Genomic DNA, 20,347 nt, shown 5'->3' with positions numbered 1-20,347 from the left:
GTATTATTTTTCATTCTGTTTTCTATACAGATATATCGACCTTTAAAAAGTCTTTTAAAAGATTAGTTTTAAAAAAGTGCTGAGAATTCCTTCCCAACACTTTTTTTCTTTATTTTGTAATTAATGTTTCTAGACTTGCTAATGCTTGTGCCATTTGCGCAATTTTGCGTAATTGTGCCAAACGATTTTGACGAACGGCTTCATCATCAACCATAACCATTGTTTGATCAAAATAATTTTCAATCAATGGACGTAACGCAACTAAAGATTGATAATTTTCTTCTACTGATTGTTCAGCAAATTCTTTCTCTAACGCAACTGTTGCTTCATACAATGCTTTTTCTGCTTCATTTTCAAATAATTCAGGATTAATATCCCATTTGTTTTCAACTTTTTTCGCTAAGTTAATCACTCGTGTCAATGCTTCCATTGATTCTTTAAAATCGGCGTCGTCTAAATGATTTTTCAAGATTTCAGCTGTTTCAAATAAACGATGAATATCTGTTTGTTCTGCATGAATGACAGCATCAATCACATCATGACGAATATCTTTTCCTAAGAAGAACTGACGAAGACGTGCACGTAAGAAATCCAATACTTCTGCCTCTTCATCTTGGAAAGTAATTCCATAACGTTCATGATCAAGATTAATTTTTTCTTCAATCAGACGTTGCAAGCCAACAAATGGGAAACGCCATTTTTTAGCGGCTAAGATACGAACAATTCCATACATTTGCCGGCGTAATGCGTAAGGGTCATTTGAACCGCTTGGACGCATGCCTGCTGCGAAGAATGATAAAATACTATCTAGTTTATCGGCAATTGCCAAAACAGCACCGACAGCAGAAGTTGGTAGTTCACCCTCACTAGATGTTGGTAAATAATGTTCACGGATTGCTTGTGCGACAGCTGGTTTTTCACCTTGTAACAAGGCATATTTTTCACCCATAATTCCTTGTAATTCTGGGAATTCACCAACCATGTTTGTCACCAAATCAAATTTGTAAATTTCAGAAGCTCGTTGTAAATCAGCCAATTCTTCAGTGGTTAAACCTACATTTTCACCAATAATTCGTGCTTCTAAACCAACACGTTGCATTTTTTCATACATTGATCCGATTTTTTCATGGAATGTCACATGTTTTAATTTATCCACACATTGGTCAATCGTTAATTTTTGGTCTTCACTGTAGAAAAATTCCGCATCTTCTAAACGGGCGATTAATACTTTTTCATTTCCTTTGATGACATTTTCAATTTTGACATCATTTCCGTTACGGACAGAGATGAAATGTGCTTGCAACTCACCGGCTTCATTACGAACATCAAAATAACGTTGGTGTTCTTTCATAGAAGTAACTAAAACTTCTTCTGGAACGGCTAAATATTTTTCATCAAAATTTCCAACAAATGCGGTTGGATACTCAACTAAATTATTAACTTCTTCCAATAAATCGGCATCTAAATCAATCGTCCATTGGTTGTCTGCTGCAATTTTATTAATTTGAGTAACAATTAATTGTTCTCTTTCGGCTGAATCAGCCAACACAAATTCAGCTTTTAATTTTTCAAGATATTCATCGGCATGATCAAAGGTTACTTCTTTTCCTAAGAAACGATGACCACGAGAGCGACGTCCTGTTTGCACATCTAAGATTTTAAACGGCACGACTTCATCATCTAATAATGCTACTACCCAATGAATTGGACGAATATATTCAAAATCGTATTTATTCCAGTGCATGGTTACTGGGAAAGTTAAGCTAGTAATCACGTCTTTTAAGCCAGTTAAGACTTCTAAGGCTGGTTTGCCTGCTGTAAATTTAGTGACATACACATATTCGACACCTTTCAATTCTTTGAAAGTAATATCATCGGTTGTTAAACCTTGGCCACGAACAAAACCTTGGGCTGCTTTTGACCAATTGCCTTCTGCGTCCAAAGCAATCTTCTTCGCAGGGCCTTTGACTTCTTCTTCTTGGTCGGCTTGTTTTTCTGAAAGATTTACCACATGAATCGCTAAACGACGTGGTGTTGAATAAGCATGGATATCATCAAAAGTTAAGCGATTGTCTGTTAGAAATTTTTCAGTTTTTGTTTTTAATTGATTCATGCTTGGTACGACTACATGTGCAGGCATTTCTTCTAAACCAATTTCAAATAATAAATTTTTTGACATGTTATTTATCCTCCTGCAATAGTTTTTCTGCTGTTTCTCGATCTAATAATGGATAACCTAATTTTTTACGTTCATCGACAAATAATTTTGCTACTTCTCTTGCCATGTTACGAATACGAGCCAAGTAACCTGCGCGTTCGGTTACTGACACCGCCCCACGAGCATCTAATAAGTTAAACGTATGGCTACATTTTAAAATGTAGTCGTAAGCTGGATGAACTAAATTCGCTTCAATACAGCGTTTTGCTTCTGTTTCAAATTTAGAAAAGTTTTCTAGCAACATTTCTTGGTTACTGATTTCAAATGAGTATTTTGAATGCTCATATTCGGGTTGTTTGAAAATCTCCCCATATTTTACGCCAGGCGCCCATTCTAAGTCATAGACACTTTCTACTTCTTGAATGTATGATGCTAGACGTTCTAACCCATAAGTAATTTCAGAAGTAACAGGTGAACAAGCTAAACCACCTACTTGTTGGAAATAGGTGAATTGTGTAATCTCCATTCCGTTCAACCAAACTTCCCAACCTAAACCAGCACATCCCATAGAAGGATTTTCCCAGTTGTCTTCAACAAAACGAATGTCATGTTCCAATGGATTAATGCCTAATTTTTCTAAACTTTCCAAGTATAATTCTTGAATGTTTTCTGGTGATGGTTTCATCACTACTTGAAATTGATGGTGTTGATACAGACGGTTTGGATTTTGTCCATAACGACCATCTGCTGGACGACGAGAAGGTTCCACATAAGCTGCGTTCCAAGGCTCTGGTCCAATGGCACGTAATAACGTGTAAGGACTCATCGTACCTGCTCCTTTTTCAGTGTCATACGATTGCATCAACATGCATCCATTGTCTGACCAAAATTTCTGTAATGTTAAAATCATTTCTTGTACCGATAATTTTTTACTCATGATTTTGCTCCTTCTCTTTTATATTCATTTGACGATGGCAAACAAAAAGTCCCTATATCTATACAAAAAGTATAGATATAGGGACGAAATAATTCGCGGTTCCACCCTACTTCCGAAAAATCGGCAGCTTCGTTTGACGTGCGCTCCCATCGCCTACGGTAAAAAGTTTCTTGCTTGGCTCTCACTCTCCCAAGTTCGCTAAAAAGAATTGGCTTTTTCCTTAAAATGTTCCTTGCGCTATTTGAATACATCTATCATAATTCGCAGCCTAGGGTTTTGTCAAATAAAAATTGTAGGATTCCCCAAATTATTTCATCGTTTCTTGTTTGACTTTATAATCAACAATATGGCGTTTTGCCAATTCTTCTGCGACTTCTTTAACTGAAATATCCATTTCACTCATTAACACAAGTAAATGATAGGCTAAATCAGATACTTCAAAAATCGTTTCTTCACGATCGTCCTTCATCGCACCAATCACCACTTCAGTTGCTTCTTCGCCAACTTTTTTAAGAATTTTTTCTTTGCCTTTTTCAAACAAGTAGCTTGTATAACTGCCTTCTTTTGGTGTATCTTTGCGTTCTTGTACTAGTTTTGCAAGTTGTTCGAGAGAGAATTTCTCAGGAATACTTTCTGTATACAAGACCTCATTAAAACAGCTTTCTGCTCCTGTGTGACAAGCAGGCCCATCTTTTTTGACTAATGCAACGAGAGCATCTTGATCACAGTCAGCCGTTAAAGAGACTAAATGTTGGTAATTACCGCTCGTCTCGCCTTTCAACCATAATTCTTGGCGACTTCTGGAATAATACGTCATTCGTTTATTTTTTAAGGTCAAATCTAAGCTTTCTTGGTTCATATATGCAACGGTTAAGACTTCTTTTGTTTCCACATCTTGTACCACCACTGGAATTAAGCCATTTTCGTCAAAAGTTAATTTCATTTTGTTGCCTCCTATAATCGTACTGGAATTTGTTCTTTTGCTAATTGGGCTTTCAAGTCGGGAATTTTCACTTCACCATAGTGAAAAATAGAAGCCGCCAATCCCGCTTCAATTTTTGGCAATTGGAATAATTCGATAAAATCTTCTGCTTTACCTGCGCCACCGGATGCAACAATTGGTAGACTTGAAATATCTGAAATAGCACGTAGTAATTCTAGGTCAAACCCTTTTTTTACACCATCGGTATCCATACTGTTAATCACTAATTCCCCTGCGCCCAAGGCTTCTCCTTGACGAATCCATTCCAATGCATCAAGACCAGTATCTTCCCGACCGCCTTTAGCAAAGACATGCCACGCATTGCCAACTCGGCGAATATCAACAGATAATACAACACATTGACTACCATAGCGTTTGGCTCCCGCTTCAATCAATTTAGGCTGACGAATTGCACCAGAATTGACGCTCACTTTATCTGCGCCACAATTCAATACTCGCTCAAAATCCTGTACTTCATTAATACCACCGCCAACAGTCAATGGAATAAAGACTTCCGATGCGACTGCCTGTAAAATATCCGTGAACAAACCACGACCTTCTGAAGAAGCTGTAATATCATAGAAGACCAGTTCATCTGCTCCTTGCTCATTGTAGAATTTCGCTAAGGTAACCGGATCATTGACGTCTTTTAAGCCCGCAAAATTAACTCCTTTGACCACACGACCATCGCGAACATCCAAACAAGGAATAATTCGTTTCGAAATCATCGTGATTCCTCCGCTTCTTTTAAAACTTCTTCTAACGTCAAGGTACCTTTATACAACGCTTTACCAACAATCGCACTGGGAATCCCAATTTGTTTGAGTGCGGTAATATCCGCTAAAGTTGCTACCCCGCCTGATGCAACAAATTCAACACCTTGGATTTGTAATAATTGTTGATACAAGGGGATATTAATTCCTTGCCCTGTACCATCGCGTGAAATTTCAGTAAAGATAATCGTTTTCGTGCCCCAAGCAGCCAATTCTTTACAAAAATCAAAGGCATCTGTTTCCGTCGTTTCTAACCAACCTTCAACAGCCACTTTGCCATCACGTGCATCGACACCGACAGCAATTTTATCGCCATATTTTTCAATCAGTTGTTTGGCTAAAGTGGGATTTTTTTGTGGCAACGTACCGATAATCACTCGATGAACACCAGCTGCCAAGCAACGTTCAATCGTTGCTTCATCACGGATTCCTCCACCGACTTCTACAAATAAATTCGTATTGGCGACAATTTTTTCAGCTGTACTAAAATAGCGTAGTTCGCCATCTTTAGCACCATCCAAGTCCACTAAATGCAAATACTTTGCACCTTTTTCTTCAAATGATTGTGCAAAAGCAACCGGATCTTCACCAAATACTTCTTGCTGTTCATAATCCCCTTGATACAAGCGAACGACTTTTTCATTTAATAAATCAATTGCTGGAAAAATTTTCATTCTTTCACCTCCGAAAATGCTTTTAATATTTGCAAACCGACTGTACCACTTTTTTCTGGATGAAATTGTGCACCAAATACATTCTGTTTTTGAACCAATCCAGGAATGTCGACACCGTACTCACTCGTTGCGATTAAACTATCTTCACAATTCGTTGCATAGAAACTGTGTACATAATAGACTTGACCACCCTTTTCAAAGCCTTTTAGCAATGGAGAATCCTGCTGTGGTTCCAATGCATTCCAACCAATATGTGGCACTTTTAAAGTAGAGGGAAGAGCCTCTTTCAGAGAAACAATTTCGCCTTTTAGTAAGCCTAAACCTTGATGTTCTCCAAACTCACTGCTTTTTTCAAACAGTAATTGCATACCTAGACAGATACCTAACAATGGCTTGCCTGCTTGCGCTAACTGTTTGATTGGTTCTTCCAATTGCTCGTCACGTAACTTCTGAATCGCATCACCAAAAGCACCCACACCAGGCAAAATAATTTGATCGGCTGCTTGTAATTCGGAAAGATTATTCGTCACGATGTTGTCGATTTCTAAAAATTCTAGTGAACGGGATAAACTAAATAAATTCCCGACACCATAATCAATAATTGCAATCATGTTTTTCCCCCTAAATAATAGTTCCTTTTGTTGACGGAATTTCATTTGGTGCCACTTCGTCAATACTTGTGGCTTGTCCTAATGCGCGACCAAACCCTTTAAAGCAAGCTTCTACAATATGATGACTGTTTTTTCCAGCAACTTGATGTAAATGAATCGCCGCACCTAATTCACGAGCAAATGCGACAAAAAATTCTTCGACTAATTCCGTATCGAATTGTGCACCAATTTTTTGGCTTGGAATAGCTAAATCTAAAACAGCAATGCCACGACCACTAATATCGATAGCAGCCATGACTAAACTTTCATCCATTGGTAGCAGGAAACTACCATAACGTTTAATGCCACGCCGTTCACCTAAAGCTTCAGAAAAAGCACGCCCCAAAGCAATGGCAACATCTTCAACCGTATGATGCGCATCCACATGGACATCCCCATCACAAACTAATTCAATATCAAAACGTCCATGACGACAAAAGAGTTCCAGCATATGATCCAGGAAACCAACTCCTGTATCGAATTTTTGCTGACCTGTACCATCAATCGCTAAGGTTAGGTTGATTTTTGTTTCTGTCGTATTTCTAGTTACTGTGGCTGTTCTCATGGTTGCACCTCTTCTTTCAATACTTGTATTAGCTGTTCCATCTCACTTTGTGTACCAATTGAAATTCGTAAATAATTTGCAATTCGTGGCTGATTAAACCATCGCACAAGAATATGCTTTTCTTTCAAAGCTAAAAATAATTTTTCACCGGCTATTGTCGCATGTTGTGCAAATACAAAGTTGCCTTGACTATCTGTCACGTCAAAGGCTAACTCACGCAATGCCTGAATCGTCCATGTCCGCGTATCAATAATCTTCTGTGTACTTTCATCGACATAGTCCTGAGAAGCTAATGAGGCCGCCCCACAAGCTAACGTCATCGCATTGACACTATACGGATTATGGCTAAATTTAAGTGTATTTAAATCATTGATTATCTCCGATGCACCAACGGCATAACCTAAGCGCCCACCTGCTAAATGACGCGACTTGGAAAAAGTCCCCACTACTAACACATTTGGATGCTTGGATAAATAAGGCACCATCGATACATCACTAAAATCACTATACGCTTCGTCCACAATAATTAATCGTTCGGGATGCTGACTGGCAAATGCGCCGATCACTTCTGGATGTAAGGCAATCCCTGTTGGTGCATTGGGATTGGCGATGACCACAGTTTCTGTTCCTTGATAATCGGCTAGTTCGATAGACAAATCATCACGTAAAGGAATTTCTGTTGCTGTTAAATGGAATAAATCACTATAAACTCGATAGAAGCCATAAGTGATGTCAGGAAATTGCACACCTTTTTCCATAAAACCTTGAAATAAAAAGGAGAGTATCTCATCGCTCCCATTGCCTAAGAAAATATTTTCTGGCGCCACCTTTAAATGTTTGGCTAAAGGCACAATGACTTCTTTACAAGTTGGATCAGAATAACGACTCAGTGTCTGCGCTGCGTCTTTCGCTGCTTCAATCACTGCTTGTGGTGGATCATAGGGATTTTCATTCGTATTTAACTTAATAATCTTTTCAGTAGCATTCTGTTCTCCAGGAACGTACGGCACAAGATGTTTAAATTGTTGATCTAAAAACCGCATCACAATTCCTCCTTTCGAACACGCATGGAACGCGCATGCCCAGATAATCCTTCCATCTCAGCAAAATCAATAACTTGGTTTGCTACTGTGTGTAATGCTTCTTTTGAGTAATACAAATAACTGCTTTTTTTGATGAAATCATCCACTGAAAGCGGTGAAGAAAAACGAGCGGTTCCTTCTGTTGGCAAAGTGTGATTCGGACCTGCAAAATAATCCCCCAACACTTCTGGTGTGTAGTGTCCTAAAAAGACACTACCTGCATGCTTGACTTTCCCTAATAAAGAAAATGGTTCTGCCACACACAGTTCTAAATGCTCTGGTGCAACTTGATTGGCAATCGCTAATGCCTCTTCGATGTCCTTAGCGACAATTAACTTGCCATTATTGTCGATTGAGTGCTGCGCTATCTCTTTTCTAGGTAATGCATCCAATTGTGCTTGCAGTTCTACTTGTACGGCTTGCGCTAGTTCTTCGTTCGTTGTGACTAAAATAGCTTGTGCCAAGGCGTCGTGTTCAGCTTGAGCAAGTAAATCAGCTGCTAACCAGCGAGGATTAGCGGATTCATCTGCAACAATTAAGACATCACTTGGACCCGCAATCATGTCAATATCTACTAATCCATAGACCATTCGTTTAGCAGTCGCGACAAAAATATTTCCTGGACCCACAATTTTATCTACTTTTGGCAAACTTTCTGTGCCATAAGCTAAAGCAGCAACCCCTTGCGCGCCCCCTACCTTATAAATTTCATCCACACCAGCTATTTTGGCTGCTGCTAAAATAGCTGTGGGAATCTTTCCTTCTGCATTCGGCGGTGTAATCATGACAATTTTCGAGACGCCTGCTATTTTAGCAGGCAAAACATCCATCAATACGGTACTTGGATAAGCTGCCGTTCCACCAGGGACATAAACGCCCACTTTCTCTAACGGAATGACACGTTGCCCCATGACCGTCCCTTGTTCATCAGTCGTGATAAACCCACGTTGAACTTGTTTTTCATGAAACTGTTGAATATTTTGTTTAGCTTGTTCTAATACAGCTAAAAATTCTGGTGTTGTTTCTTGTATGGCTGAGGAAATTTCCGCTTCGCTCACATGTAATTCAGCTAGTTTTGCTCCATCAAATTTTTTTGTATATGCGCGAATAGCTTCATCTCCATTTTGTTTCACATCTGCTAAAATTTCAGCCACCACTTCTGTCACATCTTGACTTTCTACTTCACGTGACGTTAATGCTGTAATGCTTTCTTCTGAAGTTTTCCGTATCGTTATCATAATTGTTCTTTCACCTTCTCTAACAAAGTTTGAATCAAGGATTCTTTAAAACGCCATGTTGAGTGATTGACGACTAAACGTGCAGAAGAATCGGCAATATCTTGGATAACCGTCAAGTCGTTTTCACGTAACGTCGTTCCTGTTTCGACGATATCGACAATAACATCTGATAAATGCAATAATGGGGCAAGTTCAATTGATCCATGCAATTGAATCAATTCGACCGACTGACCAAGACGACCAAAATATTTGCGTGTGGTGTTGGTGTATTTGGTCGCTACTTTCAACGTTCGGGTCGTATCTTGAACAAAATCTTTGTGTGCCGCCACGGCCATCTTACATTTTCCCATCTTCAAATCAAGTAATTCTAAGACGTTGGGTTCGGTCTCATCTAAAACATCTTTACCAATTACACCCACATCTGCCACACCATGTTCCACATAAATCGCTACATCACTTGGTTTCACAAGAAAGAATTTTAATTTCTTTTCTTCATCCACAAAAATTAATTTACGATTATCTTCAAAAATATCGTCACTAGCTAAGCCTGCATTCACTAACAAACGATAGACATTCTCTGCCATCCGTCCTTTTGGTAATGCAAAACATAAATAATCATTGACAATTGTTTCTTCATCAGCGGTGCGTCCTAAATTATTGAGGTACATCCCAAAGCCAATTCCACCTTGCGTCTTATCTTGTTTGCGCAATAACCGATCATAACGACCACCGAACAATACTGCTTGTTTCTCATTTTGCACGAATCCTTGGAACAATAGCCCACTATAGTAATCTGCATCATTTACAATAGAGAAATCAATCCGGACTTTCACATTATTAGGAAGCTTGTTTTCTGTTTGCAAGGCATCATAAAGTTGCTTTAACTTCTTCAATGCTTGGACAGCTGTTGGATTTTGCAACAAGGTGACCATTTTTTCATACGCTTGGTTAAAGTCACCAGATAAAGTAATCAATTCTTCTAACACGCGAATTTTTTCTTCGGAGACATCTGCCAATTCTGCTAATTCACGAATCACGTGATGACTTTTCTGTTGTAAAGCCTTCATAACTTGAGAATGTTGCTCAATCGGAAATAACTGGCAAATTGCATGTAAGACGCCCATATGAGACAGATCCAACACGCCACCTCCAGCAAGTGACAAACTCTCTAATGCTAGATGAAGGACTTCTAGTTCTTCGGCTTGTTGAATATCTCCAATGTATTCCAATCCCGTCTGATGAATGCGCAAGTATTCTCCATTTTGGCGATCATGACGATATACATCTTCATAATAATAGACTTTTCTGGTTTCATTTGATGGGGTATTTTTTACAATGGATAGGGTAATATCTGGCTTTAACGCCATAATTCGTCCATCACCACCAGTAAAAGTAATGACTTCGGCTTCATTTAAAAAACTTTTATTTTGGCTGTATAATTCGTATTCTTCAAAGCTACTGAGATGGTATAAATGGAAACCATGCCTCTGATAAAGCCCTCTAAGATGTAATGCAATTTGTTCCTCAGGTCGTAGTACTGAAAACAGATTTTCCAAAATCCCACTCCTAACTATTAGAAAATAATAAAAATATATTAAGAACATCATAAAATTATTTTCATTAAAGGTCAATGATTAGCTGCTAAATTTTTCAATTTTCTGTAAATTGTGTGTTGTGTTCCTTTGAATTCCTACTTTTTTTCTGAAAATAGCCAAATAAAAAATCAGAACCTAGATACTTACGTTTCCGGTTCTGATTTTTGAGGTTGCAACATATTTTCCCACGTGCCCATTTGGTCAATAAATTTTTTGCTCTTTAAATGCACACCAACATACTCTTCATATAAGGCATCAATTGTTTGGCGAATTGCTTTTTTTGTTTCTGCTTTTAATTCAATCGTTTGGATTTTATCGTAGGTAATCTGAGAAAACAATCGAATAAAATGAATAGCGATTGGTTCTGCGTGATAACGTCGAGGATCCATATCCCAATGATGTTCACAAAGAACCCCGTTGTAAGCAGAGGAGTAATCAAACTTCCCTTGCGTTTGCCCACAAACTGCGCATTTTTGCCAATTAATCGTAATACCAAATCGTTGCAATATCTGAATTTCAAAAATATTTGTTAATACTTCGCCATCATTGCCTTGATCCATCATCACTAATGCTTGGCGTAAAAAACTGTATAAATTAGGATCATAGACACGGTCTTCTATCGCGGCATCAGCCAGATTTAATAAATAAGTTGCATAACCTGCTAAAAAGATATCTGCTTGTATATTTCGATAGCTATGCACATCTTTGGCACTATTTAAAAAAGACAGTCCTTCACTGTTGAATTTACCAATATAAACCGCCTCAGTATAAGGAAGCAATGCTGGAGCGAGGGGATTATTTTTACGATGTGCACCACGAACATAAAACATCTGTTTTCCTGCAGATTCGGTAAATATTTTGACTAATTTATCTTTTTCTTTATGATTTTTACTAAATAAAATAATCCCTTTTGATTCTGCAATACTCACGATACTCGTCTCCTTTTAAAAGAAAAGCCAGATAAATCCAACAGACTTATCCGGACTTTGCTTAATAATTGTCTTCGCGATAACCAAAATCTTTCAAATAGGTTTGTTTGTCTCGCCAATCTTTTTGTACTTTGACCCATAATTCCAAGTAGACTTTGTCACCTAATAAACGCTCAATATCTTGTCGTGCTTTCATGCCGATAACTTTAAGCATTTTTCCACCTTTACCGATAATGATACCTTTTTGGCTATCACGTTCTACGATAATTGTTGCTTGCACATGAACTTTATCATTTTCATTGCGTTTCATTGAGTCAACAACGACTGCAACTGAGTGAGGCACTTCATCGCGTGTTAACATAAGAACTTTTTCGCGTACTAATTCAGAAACAATAAAATATTCGGGATGGTCTGTAATTTGATCGTCTGGGAAATATTGTGGTCCTTCCGGCATTTTTTCCGCTAAAATATTCATCAACGTTTCAAAATTATTGCCTTCTGTTGCTGAAATTGGCACAACTTCTTCGAATTCCATTTGACTAGAGTAATCTTGAATCGTTTCTAGTAATTGATCCGGATGAACCTTATCAATTTTGTTAACAATTAGGAAGACTGGTACTTGACTATTTTTCAAGCGTTCAATAATCAAATCGTCGCCTTTCCCACGTTTTTGGTCTGCACTAATCATGAATAAAGTGACATCCACTTCACGCAAGGTACTGTAGGCTGTTTCTACCATAAAGTCTCCTAGACGGTGTTTTGGTTTATGAATCCCAGGTGTATCAATGAATACAATTTGGGTTTCTGGCGTTGTATAGACACCTTGTATTTTATTTCGAGTCGTTTGGGCTTTGTCACTCATAATGGCAATTTTTTGACCAACAATGCGGTTTAGCAATGTCGATTTTCCAACATTCGGGCGCCCGATGATGGCAACAAATCCTGATGTATGTTCTGTCATGTGTTATTGTCCTCTTTTCTTAGTGGAAGATTAGCTGAATGATTTTAGGGAGAAAGATTATTGCGCCTATCAACATTGCAAAAAGCGACGTAATCAATACTGCACCTGCAGCCATATCTTTTATTTTTTTTCCTAAAGGGTGAAAATGTTTATTGGTCACCATATCGACCACATTTTCAAATGCCGTATTAATGATTTCCATGATGATGACTAAAAAAACACTTAATAATATCCAAAGCCATTCAAAGCGATTCAAGCGGAAAATAAAACCAGCTATCACAACTAGAATACCAACAATGGTATGACTTCGCATATTACGTTCATCTCGATAAACGGTTCTGATACCGGTTAGCGCAAACTCAACCGAATTGACGAACCGTTTATTCTTCTCAATGTTCTTCTTATCTTTCAAGTCCATAGGCATCCAAAATTTCCTTTTGTAATCCAAACATTTCCTTCTCATCTTCAGGTGTCATATGGTCATAACCATTAATATGCAAAAAGCCATGTAATGCCAAAAAGCCAAGTTCACGGTCATAACTATGTCCGTATTCTTTTGCTTGTTCAGCCGCACGCTCAACCGAAATCATAATGTCTCCTAGTGTACGAGGCATCTCAAATTCATCATCTTCATCGAAGATAATATCCATTTCGTCTTCGCCTTCTTCTTCCGCAGCAAAACTAATGACATCCGTTGGTGTATCTTTGTCACGATACTCGCGATTAATTTCTTGAATTGCTGCATTATCCATGAAAGTGACGGACATTTCAGTATCAGCAGGTAATTGTAAATAACCTGCTGCAAATTGTAACAAAGAATCAATATCAGCTACTTTTTCTTGTGACACAGTTTTTGTTTCATCAATAAAGGTAATCTCCATCAGTCTTCTCTTCTTTCTTGTTCTTCTTTCATTTTCTCGGCTTCAGACTTCATTTTTGGATATTTAATACGTGAATGGAAGGTACTGCATAAGCCATTAATTAATGATTTTTCAATAATTCGAATTTCTTTTAACGTTAAGCCAGAATCATCTAATTGTCCATCTAAAATGCGACCAGTAATCAAATTAGAAACAAATTCTTTGATTTTTTCATTTGTAGGACTATCCATCGCGCGCACCGCTGCTTCACAACTATCGGCAATACTAACGACAGCCGCTTCTTTGCTTTGAGGGATAGGCCCAGGATATCGAAACTCCTCTTCCGTTACTTCTGAATTACGCTCTTTGGCTTTGACATAGAAAAACTTCATCAAAGTTGTTCCGTGATGTTGACGACAAATATCAATAACCATTTGTGGCATATGCTTTTCTTCTAATAGCTGTGCGCCATCAATAACATGTCCAAAAATAATTTGTTTGCTATCTTCTGGTAATAAGAAATTATGTGGATTTTCTGCTCCTGCAGGCAAATTTTCAACAAAGAAATTGGCGTGCTTTAATTTCCCAATATCATGATAATAACAAGCAACACGCGTCAATAACGAGTAGCCACCAATTTCGGCCACCGCATTCGCACTCAAATTCGCCACCATCATACTATGATGATAAGTCCCTGGTGCTTCTTCTAATAATTGTTTTAATAAAGGATGGTTGGGATTACTTAATTCATTTAAAATAATCACACTATCATCAGTAATCAGTAATTCAATATATTGATGTAAACCAATTGTCAATAATAACGACAAAATACTTCCTGCTAAACTACAAGCAAGCGTCACCCAAGTTTGACCATTTGAAAAGTTCATCCCTTGGAAAATGACCAAAATCAGATTCATTAGAAATGGGAAGATAACCACCCATACGACTGATTTAACACCTTGATCAACGATACGTTTGTGCAACATAATCGTACCCATCAAACTAGAAAACAAATACGACACCAGAATAACTGTCAGTACGTTCGTTCCAATGGAATGATAAAAAATAAAAATAGTCGCTACCACTTGGAAAAGTGCAGCTAAAATTCCTAAACGTCTCGTTAAGAATAGACTTAACACGAGTGGAACAAACGCTGCTGGATAAAATAAAGGGACATATGGCATTAATTCTGTTTGGAAAATTTGGAAAAACTTCATGACCAAGACACTTAAAATCATCGAAATTGCGTAAAAGGTCAAATAATTTTGACGTTGTGTTTGGTCTTCAAAAGTTTTCACAAAATAAAGTAAGACGAGTATCTGCAAAATAATCGAAAAAATCATTGCAAATAACGGAAACAATGATGTGTTTTGACTCGTCATTCCTAGAAGATTCAACTTTTCAATAGCATTAGCATCAATTTGTGAACCTTCACGGACAATAACTTCCCCTTGATAAATCATAACCGGTTGCACAGCATCTCTCGCTGCTTGTTGCAATTCTTCTGTTCGACGCTCATTCAAATAAGTATTTACAACAATCCCTTGATTAACCATCGTCCGAACAGCTTGCGCTTGTGCATCAGATAAACCTCTAAACTGAATTTTATCTTCAGCTGCTTTGCGAATCTCTGCTAAATTTGACTGCCGAATTTGGTTCGCCATCTGCTCGTCAATCAAAGATAAACTTTCATCTTTCACTTGCGTAAGTTGTTCTTGACTTAATGCAAAGGCTGTTTCAAAAAATGTATTGTTAATTCGTTGATAAAAACTCAAGTCATCTGAATCGATGTTTTCAAATTCCTTTTTCAACATCGCTATCTGCTCATCTAAAGAAACATTGGCTACTTCTTCATTGTCTTTTTTATTCGCTTGGCGTTTTTGATTTTCGGCGTCACTTTCTTGTTTTACCTTATCAATCAAACGAAACAAATGCTCAACTAAATTATGTTGTTTTTGTGCAGCATCTTCCTGATAGGTGTATTCTGGCACTACCGCTTCTGCCGCTAACTTCCGTTTCTGCTCAGTCGCTGAAGTATTTTCAATCGTTTTATTGGCACGTATACTCTCTTCTGCGACTTGCCCTTCTTTATAATCAACCGTTCGTTGTTGAACACTCGATATCAATAGTCCGGTCATTAAAAGAAAGAAGACTAAGAGAACCAGTGGAACAAAAAATTTTCCTAGTTTTTCTTGAAGCTTTCTTAAAGGTTGAATAATCACTAACTTTCCCTCCTAACACAGCAAAATTCTTACACATCTCGCAATTCTGCTTTATCATATGCTTGAATAATTTCTGCTACAACAGGATGGCGGACAACATCACCTGCTTCAAATGTGGCAAAAGCAATTTTACTGATTTTACCTAATGTTCTTTCGGCATGGACCAAACCACTTGTCACACCTCGTGGTAAGTCGATTTGGCTAGTATCACCATTGACAATCATCTTAGAATTATAACCCAAACGTGTCAAAAACATCTTCATTTGGGCAATCGTTGTATTTTGAGCTTCATCTAAAATGACAAAAGCATCTTCTAGTGTCCGACCACGCATATAAGCTAAAGGTGCGATTTCAATGACACCGCGCTCCATTAAGCGATTTGTATGTTCCATCCCAAAAATTTGATACAACGCATCATAGACTGGTCGTAGGTATGGGTCTACTTTTTCTTTCAAATCGCCTGGTAAAAATCCCAAACTTTCACCCGCTTCTACTGCTGGACGTGTTAAAATAATCTTTTGAACTTGTCCTTTCTTCAAAGCAGCAATTGCCAACACAACTGCCAGAAATGTTTTCCCGGTTCCTGCTGGTCCAATTCCAAAGGTCACATCGTGTGTACGAACAGCATCGATGTATCTTTTTTGTCCTACATTTTTTACACGTATAGGCTTTCCATTGCGATCTTTTAGAATTTCCTCTTCGTACATATCAATGAATGCCCCTAAATTATTTGTCACAGACATTTTTAAAGCTGTAACCACATCTGGCGTATGCACTTGAATCCCACGTCGAATTAATTCTTGTAGAGATTTAATCACAGCAGCTGCTTGCTCAATCTTTTCTTGTGTTCCTTTAATTTGAATCATTTCACCACGCGTACGAATAATCGTCTGCGTCGTATCTTCAATCACTTTAATATGTTTATCATGCGTACCAAGCAGCATACTTACATCATCTGCTTCGGTTAATTTAATTTCTAACGATGCTTGCTCTTCTGTCAAAAACTTCCGCTCCTTTTTTGTCTGCATTCATATTAATAATACCACACTCTCCACAAAAGAAAAATCGCTTCTGCTTATCTAATGAGAGTCTTTTAACAAAAAGAATCTCTCTTTAAACGACAAAAAAAGCCGCAGACAATAAACATTGCCTGCGACGGTTCATTACGCTTGATTCAATAATTCTTTAACGATTGCATTGACTTGGTTACCATCGGCCTTACCTTTTACAGCAGGCATGACTGCACCCATAACTTTACCAAATTCCTTTGGTGAAGTTGCGCCAGTTTTTTCAATCGCTCCTCTAACAATCTGACGAATTTCTTCTTCAGTTAATTGAGCAGGAAGGTATTGTTCAACGATTGTAATTTCACCTTTAACTTTTTCAGCTAAGTCATCACGACCCGCTTTTTCAAATTCGGTCAAAGAATCACGTCGTTGTTTCATCTCGCGAGATAAAACTGTTAACTCTTCATCATCTGTCAAGTCACGACTGACCTTGATTTGTTCATTTTGTAACGATGCTTTGAGCATGCGAATGACTTGCAAGGTCTCTTTCTCCTTTGCCTTCATCGCCGTCTTCATATCATCGTTCAGTTTACTAAGTAGTGACACACTACCAGCTCCACTTCTCACAACTGAAAACTTAAAAAATTAGAATTTCTTGCGTTTTCGAGCTGCTTCAGATTTTTTCTTACGTTTCACGCTTGGTTTTTCATAAAACTCACGTTTACGTGATTCTTGCAACGTACCTGCTTTTGAAACGGAACGTTTGAAGCGACGAAGAGCATCATCAAGAGATTCGTTTTTGCGAACGACTGTTTTTGACATGTAAATTCCCTCCCTCCGAGCCTAAAAAGTAACCGTTTTTGTCATTGAAATAAAAATTTCATAACAATACTGTCCTTTAAAAATTATAGCTAAGTGTCAAAGGAGTGTCAAGTCGTTATCAGAAAAAGTTCTGACAAAAATCTCTTTTTCAGTTCTTTTTTCTGAATCAATTGAAAAAGTTTGAAAAAAATGTTTCAATCCATTAATTTTGACATTCCTCACAGCGACCTAAAATTTCAAATCGATGTCCTTCAATTTGACATCCGGGTAATTGGTCTTGAAAAAAATCCATTGGGCAAAGAGATAATTCTTTGGTTTTCCCACAAATAGTACAGATAAAATGATGGTGATGGTGTTCTGGATCATGTAAACAACAGTGAAAACGGAATTTCATTTCACCATTTAGCTCAGTTTCTTCTAAAATACCAATTTCAGAAAAGTCATGTAAGTTACGATAAATAGTATCATAACTTAAACCAGGATACTCTTCTGACATAAACTCATGCAATTCTTTTGCCGGAACGTACCGATTGCATTTGGCTAAATACGTAATCATTGCTTCACGTTTTTTGGTATACTTCAGCCCATTATCCTTTAACGTTTGTAAGGCTTGCTCAATTGAGGTTTGATTTTTCATTTTGCATCCCTCCAAATCAAAATCATTCCGATTCTTTTTACTGAGTGTATGGTATAATAAGATGAACTAAATTGCAAGCGAGGGATTTTTTTATGACAGAAGAAAAAAAAGAACCAGTATTAACCTTTTTTGTTATCTCGGATTCTGCCGGAGAAACAGCATCGAAATTAGCACAGGCTACGATGGCTCAGTATCCATCTGTAGAATTTGAGTTATTTCGTCGCACCTTTATTACAACAAAAAGTGCCTTATTAAAAACACTAGCTGATGCAAAAAAACATAATGCCATTATTTTGCATACTTTGATTGAACCTGAACTCGTTGCCTTAGCACATGAATTTTGTGAAGAAAGCGGCTTATATCATTTCGATGTGCTTACACCACCAGTAACAGAAGTTGCTCGTCGCACAGGTATTGAACCGACACGCGAACCAGGTGCTCTTCACCATCTTAACAAAAATTATTTCAAACGAATTAAAGCGATGGAATTTGCTGTTAAGTACGATGACGGGAAAGACCCACGAGGCTTTTTAGAAGCGGATGTTGTGCTATTAGGGGTTTCACGTACATCTAAAACACCTCTTAGCTTATTTTTAGCCAATAAAAATTTAAAAGTGGCGAATTTGCCTTTAGTACCACAAGCTCATATTCCTAAGCAACTATGGGAAATTGATCCTAAAAAGATTGTTGGACTAACCAATGATCCGAATGTCTTAAATGGTATTCGTAAAGAACGGATGATTGCTTATGGCTTGAATCCTGATACAGCATATTCCGATATTGAAAAAATCAAAGAAGAACTGGAATTTGCCAATGATTTGTATCAGAAATTAGGATGTACAATTATTAATGTTGCGACCTTGTCTATTGAAGAAACAGCCTCCATTATTTTAAATGAATTAGAGCTAGATGATCATAGCTATTATGTCACCGATGCAGACGAAGAATAACCAAAGAGATTCTCGCAGTTCTTAATCGAACGACGAGAATCTCTTTATTTTTTTTGTTTACTTGCCATTCATCTTAGGAATATCTTCTAAATGATAAGGTGTCACTTGATAGACATCATTCAACCAGTTGTGATATAGCAAATGTGCATTTCCACGCCAACAATTGGTTACCTTCTCCATTGACGAATCTTCAAAATAGTTCACAGGTAACTTCGTCGCAAGACCTGCTGATTGATCACGTAAAAATTCTCTTTTCAACGAATCTGTATCATATTCAAAATGTCCCAATAAAAAAATATTATGGTCATCTGTTGAGATTAGAATTGTTGCGCCAATTTCTTCATTGGATGCGACAATCTGCAAAACGTCTTCTCGAATTTGATGTTCATTAATCCCTGTATATCGCGATTGCGGCCCCATAAACACATCATCAAAACCACGAAACAAGCGATGATTAATTCTTAATCGTTGTGGATAGACACCAAATAACTTTTCATCATATTGGATTTTTTCAATGCCATAATGGTAGTATAATCCGGCTTGTGCACCCCAACAAATATGAATGACTGAGGTCGTATGTAGTTGACTCCACGCCATCACTTGAAGTAGTTCTTCCCAATAATCGACTTCTTCAAAAGGTAATTTCTCAATTGGGGCTCCGGTAATAATCAAACCATCATAATTTTCATTTTGAATGTCTGCAAAAGACAAATAAAATTTAGCTAAATGACTTTGACTCACATTCTTATGGTTATGAGAAACTAACTTCAAAAAATCCACATCAATTTGTAAGGGACTTTGGCTAATCAAGCGTAACAATTGGATTTCAGTATCAATTTTATTAGGCATTAAATTTAAAATTAATAAACGCAATGGACGAATATCTTGCTGCTTGGCTCGTTTTTCTTCGATAGCAAAAATGTCTTCTGTTTCAAGTACTGATTTTGCAGGAAAATCAGTCGGTAGTTTAATTGGCATCACTTTTCCCCTCTTTCATCACTTTTAATAAGTTGAACTCCTTTTTCTAATCAGTCATTCGTCGAAAATTTATCTCCTCCATAAAAAAAAAACGCACCCTTTCCATTACAGAAAGGACGCGCTTTGTTTTGCGTGTTACCACCTTTTTTCGTTGTTTCTTCACAAAAACAACCTCTACCAGTACAATCATACTGAGAAGCTATAACGGGCTCACCCGATAACTGTTATTCGCAGTTATTTGCTCAAAGACCATCTTCCACATTGATTCCTTGCTTCTTCCCACCTAACGAAGCTCTCTTTAAATTCCTCAATCTGTACTCTTCTTTT

21 protein-coding genes and 1 other annotated feature (1 of these 22 only partly in view) are annotated in these 20,347 nt (G+C 37.6%); of the genes, 1 reads left to right on the top strand and 20 read right to left on the bottom strand.

The genetic code is table 11. The annotated features are described in order from the left end of the window. Nucleotides 1-109: 109 nt before the first annotated feature. The 19 genes from glyS to BAU17_RS02365 form a co-directional block, all read right to left on the bottom strand. Nucleotides 110-2,179 (bottom strand): glycine--tRNA ligase subunit beta, encoded by a 2,070-nt coding sequence (gene glyS / locus BAU17_RS02455; protein WP_161901232.1) that lies wholly within the window; start codon nucleotides 2,177-2,179, stop codon nucleotides 110-112. A 1-nt stretch (nucleotide 2,180) separates the two neighbouring features. After that, a complete protein-coding gene (gene glyQ / locus BAU17_RS02450) occupies nucleotides 2,181-3,095 on the bottom strand; it encodes a glycine--tRNA ligase subunit alpha (protein ID WP_161901231.1) in 915 nt (304 codons plus the stop codon). A gap of 307 nt (nucleotides 3,096-3,402) precedes the next feature. Next, complete coding sequence (gene hisIE / locus BAU17_RS02445) at nucleotides 3,403-4,038, bottom strand: bifunctional phosphoribosyl-AMP cyclohydrolase/phosphoribosyl-ATP diphosphatase HisIE (RefSeq protein ID WP_161901230.1); 636 nt, start codon at nucleotides 4,036-4,038, stop codon at nucleotides 3,403-3,405. 11 nt (nucleotides 4,039-4,049) lie between these two features. Next, entirely contained in the window at nucleotides 4,050-4,805 is a 756-nt protein-coding gene (gene hisF / locus BAU17_RS02440; protein WP_161901229.1) for an imidazole glycerol phosphate synthase subunit HisF, read from the bottom strand. Continuing rightward, nucleotides 4,802-5,524 (bottom strand): 1-(5-phosphoribosyl)-5-[(5-phosphoribosylamino)methylideneamino]imidazole-4-carboxamide isomerase, encoded by a 723-nt coding sequence (gene hisA, locus BAU17_RS02435; RefSeq protein WP_161901228.1) that lies wholly within the window; start codon nucleotides 5,522-5,524, stop codon nucleotides 4,802-4,804. The genes hisF and hisA overlap by 4 nt, the downstream gene beginning before the upstream one ends. Next, entirely contained in the window at nucleotides 5,521-6,135 is a 615-nt protein-coding gene (gene hisH / locus BAU17_RS02430; RefSeq protein ID WP_161901227.1) for an imidazole glycerol phosphate synthase subunit HisH, read from the bottom strand. Before hisH ends, hisA begins: the two co-directional genes overlap by 4 nt. 10 nt (nucleotides 6,136-6,145) lie before the next feature. Further along, nucleotides 6,146-6,739 carry an imidazoleglycerol-phosphate dehydratase HisB gene (gene hisB / locus BAU17_RS02425; protein WP_161901226.1) on the bottom strand — a complete coding sequence of 198 codons (594 nt, stop codon included), beginning with the start codon at nucleotides 6,737-6,739 and terminating at the stop codon, nucleotides 6,146-6,148. After that, on the bottom strand, nucleotides 6,736-7,782 hold the full coding sequence (hisC, locus tag BAU17_RS02420; protein WP_161901225.1) for a histidinol-phosphate transaminase: 1,047 nt from the start codon (nucleotides 7,780-7,782) through the stop codon (nucleotides 6,736-6,738). Before hisC ends, hisB begins: the two co-directional genes overlap by 4 nt. After that, nucleotides 7,782-9,056, bottom strand: coding sequence for a histidinol dehydrogenase (hisD, locus tag BAU17_RS02415; protein ID WP_202622264.1), 1,275 nt, complete (start codon nucleotides 9,054-9,056; stop codon nucleotides 7,782-7,784). Before hisD ends, hisC begins: the two co-directional genes overlap by 1 nt. Further along, nucleotides 9,056-10,615, bottom strand: a complete 1,560-nt coding sequence (hisG, locus tag BAU17_RS02410) for an ATP phosphoribosyltransferase (RefSeq protein ID WP_161901223.1) — start codon at nucleotides 10,613-10,615, stop codon at nucleotides 9,056-9,058. Before hisG ends, hisD begins: the two co-directional genes overlap by 1 nt. A gap of 182 nt (nucleotides 10,616-10,797) precedes the next feature. Continuing rightward, nucleotides 10,798-11,586, bottom strand: coding sequence for a DNA repair protein RecO (gene recO / locus BAU17_RS02405; protein WP_418904811.1), 789 nt, complete (start codon nucleotides 11,584-11,586; stop codon nucleotides 10,798-10,800). A 58-nt stretch (nucleotides 11,587-11,644) separates the two neighbouring features. Then, the gene (era, locus tag BAU17_RS02400; protein WP_161901221.1) at nucleotides 11,645-12,544 is read right to left on the bottom strand and encodes a GTPase Era; all 900 of its coding nucleotides are present in this window, start codon (nucleotides 12,542-12,544) and stop codon (nucleotides 11,645-11,647) included. Nucleotides 12,545-12,563: 19 nt separating this feature from the next. Then, nucleotides 12,564-12,968 (bottom strand): diacylglycerol kinase family protein, encoded by a 405-nt coding sequence (locus tag BAU17_RS02395; protein WP_161901220.1) that lies wholly within the window; start codon nucleotides 12,966-12,968, stop codon nucleotides 12,564-12,566. Continuing rightward, entirely contained in the window at nucleotides 12,946-13,425 is a 480-nt protein-coding gene (gene ybeY, locus BAU17_RS02390) for an rRNA maturation RNase YbeY (protein ID WP_161901219.1), read from the bottom strand. The genes BAU17_RS02395 and ybeY overlap by 23 nt, the downstream gene beginning before the upstream one ends. Next, nucleotides 13,425-15,626, bottom strand: coding sequence for an HD family phosphohydrolase (locus BAU17_RS02385; protein WP_161901218.1), 2,202 nt, complete (start codon nucleotides 15,624-15,626; stop codon nucleotides 13,425-13,427). Before BAU17_RS02385 ends, ybeY begins: the two co-directional genes overlap by 1 nt. A gap of 29 nt (nucleotides 15,627-15,655) precedes the next feature. Continuing rightward, complete coding sequence (locus tag BAU17_RS02380) at nucleotides 15,656-16,627, bottom strand: PhoH family protein (protein ID WP_161901217.1); 972 nt, start codon at nucleotides 16,625-16,627, stop codon at nucleotides 15,656-15,658. Between the two features lie 162 nt (nucleotides 16,628-16,789). Continuing rightward, nucleotides 16,790-17,239 carry a GatB/YqeY domain-containing protein gene (locus BAU17_RS02375; protein ID WP_161901216.1) on the bottom strand — a complete coding sequence of 150 codons (450 nt, stop codon included), beginning with the start codon at nucleotides 17,237-17,239 and terminating at the stop codon, nucleotides 16,790-16,792. A 39-nt stretch (nucleotides 17,240-17,278) separates the two neighbouring features. Then, entirely contained in the window at nucleotides 17,279-17,455 is a 177-nt protein-coding gene (gene rpsU, locus BAU17_RS02370; RefSeq protein WP_002356740.1) for a 30S ribosomal protein S21, read from the bottom strand. A 202-nt stretch (nucleotides 17,456-17,657) separates the two neighbouring features. Further along, the gene (locus BAU17_RS02365; protein ID WP_161901215.1) at nucleotides 17,658-18,092 is read right to left on the bottom strand and encodes a Fur family transcriptional regulator; all 435 of its coding nucleotides are present in this window, start codon (nucleotides 18,090-18,092) and stop codon (nucleotides 17,658-17,660) included. A gap of 92 nt (nucleotides 18,093-18,184) precedes the next feature. On the opposite strand from BAU17_RS02365, the gene BAU17_RS02360 reads away from it, so the two are divergent. After that, nucleotides 18,185-19,042 carry a pyruvate, water dikinase regulatory protein gene (locus BAU17_RS02360; RefSeq protein WP_161901214.1) on the top strand — a complete coding sequence of 286 codons (858 nt, stop codon included), beginning with the start codon at nucleotides 18,185-18,187 and terminating at the stop codon, nucleotides 19,040-19,042. A 57-nt stretch (nucleotides 19,043-19,099) separates the two neighbouring features. On the opposite strand, the gene BAU17_RS02355 is transcribed toward BAU17_RS02360, so the two are convergent. After that, the gene (locus BAU17_RS02355) at nucleotides 19,100-20,020 is read right to left on the bottom strand and encodes a homoserine O-succinyltransferase (protein WP_161901213.1); all 921 of its coding nucleotides are present in this window, start codon (nucleotides 20,018-20,020) and stop codon (nucleotides 19,100-19,102) included. Nucleotides 20,021-20,129: 109 nt separating this feature from the next. Then, nucleotides 20,130-20,347: a binding site (T-box leader), on the bottom strand; it runs 13 nt beyond the window's last position.

It is taken from the genome of Candidatus Enterococcus willemsii, assembly GCF_009933335.1.
Taxonomy (GTDB): Bacteria; Bacillota; Bacilli; order Lactobacillales; family Enterococcaceae; genus Enterococcus_F; species Enterococcus_F willemsii.
Note: the sequence above shows the minus strand (reverse complement) of the source record. Positions and strands in the feature narration are given on the sequence as shown.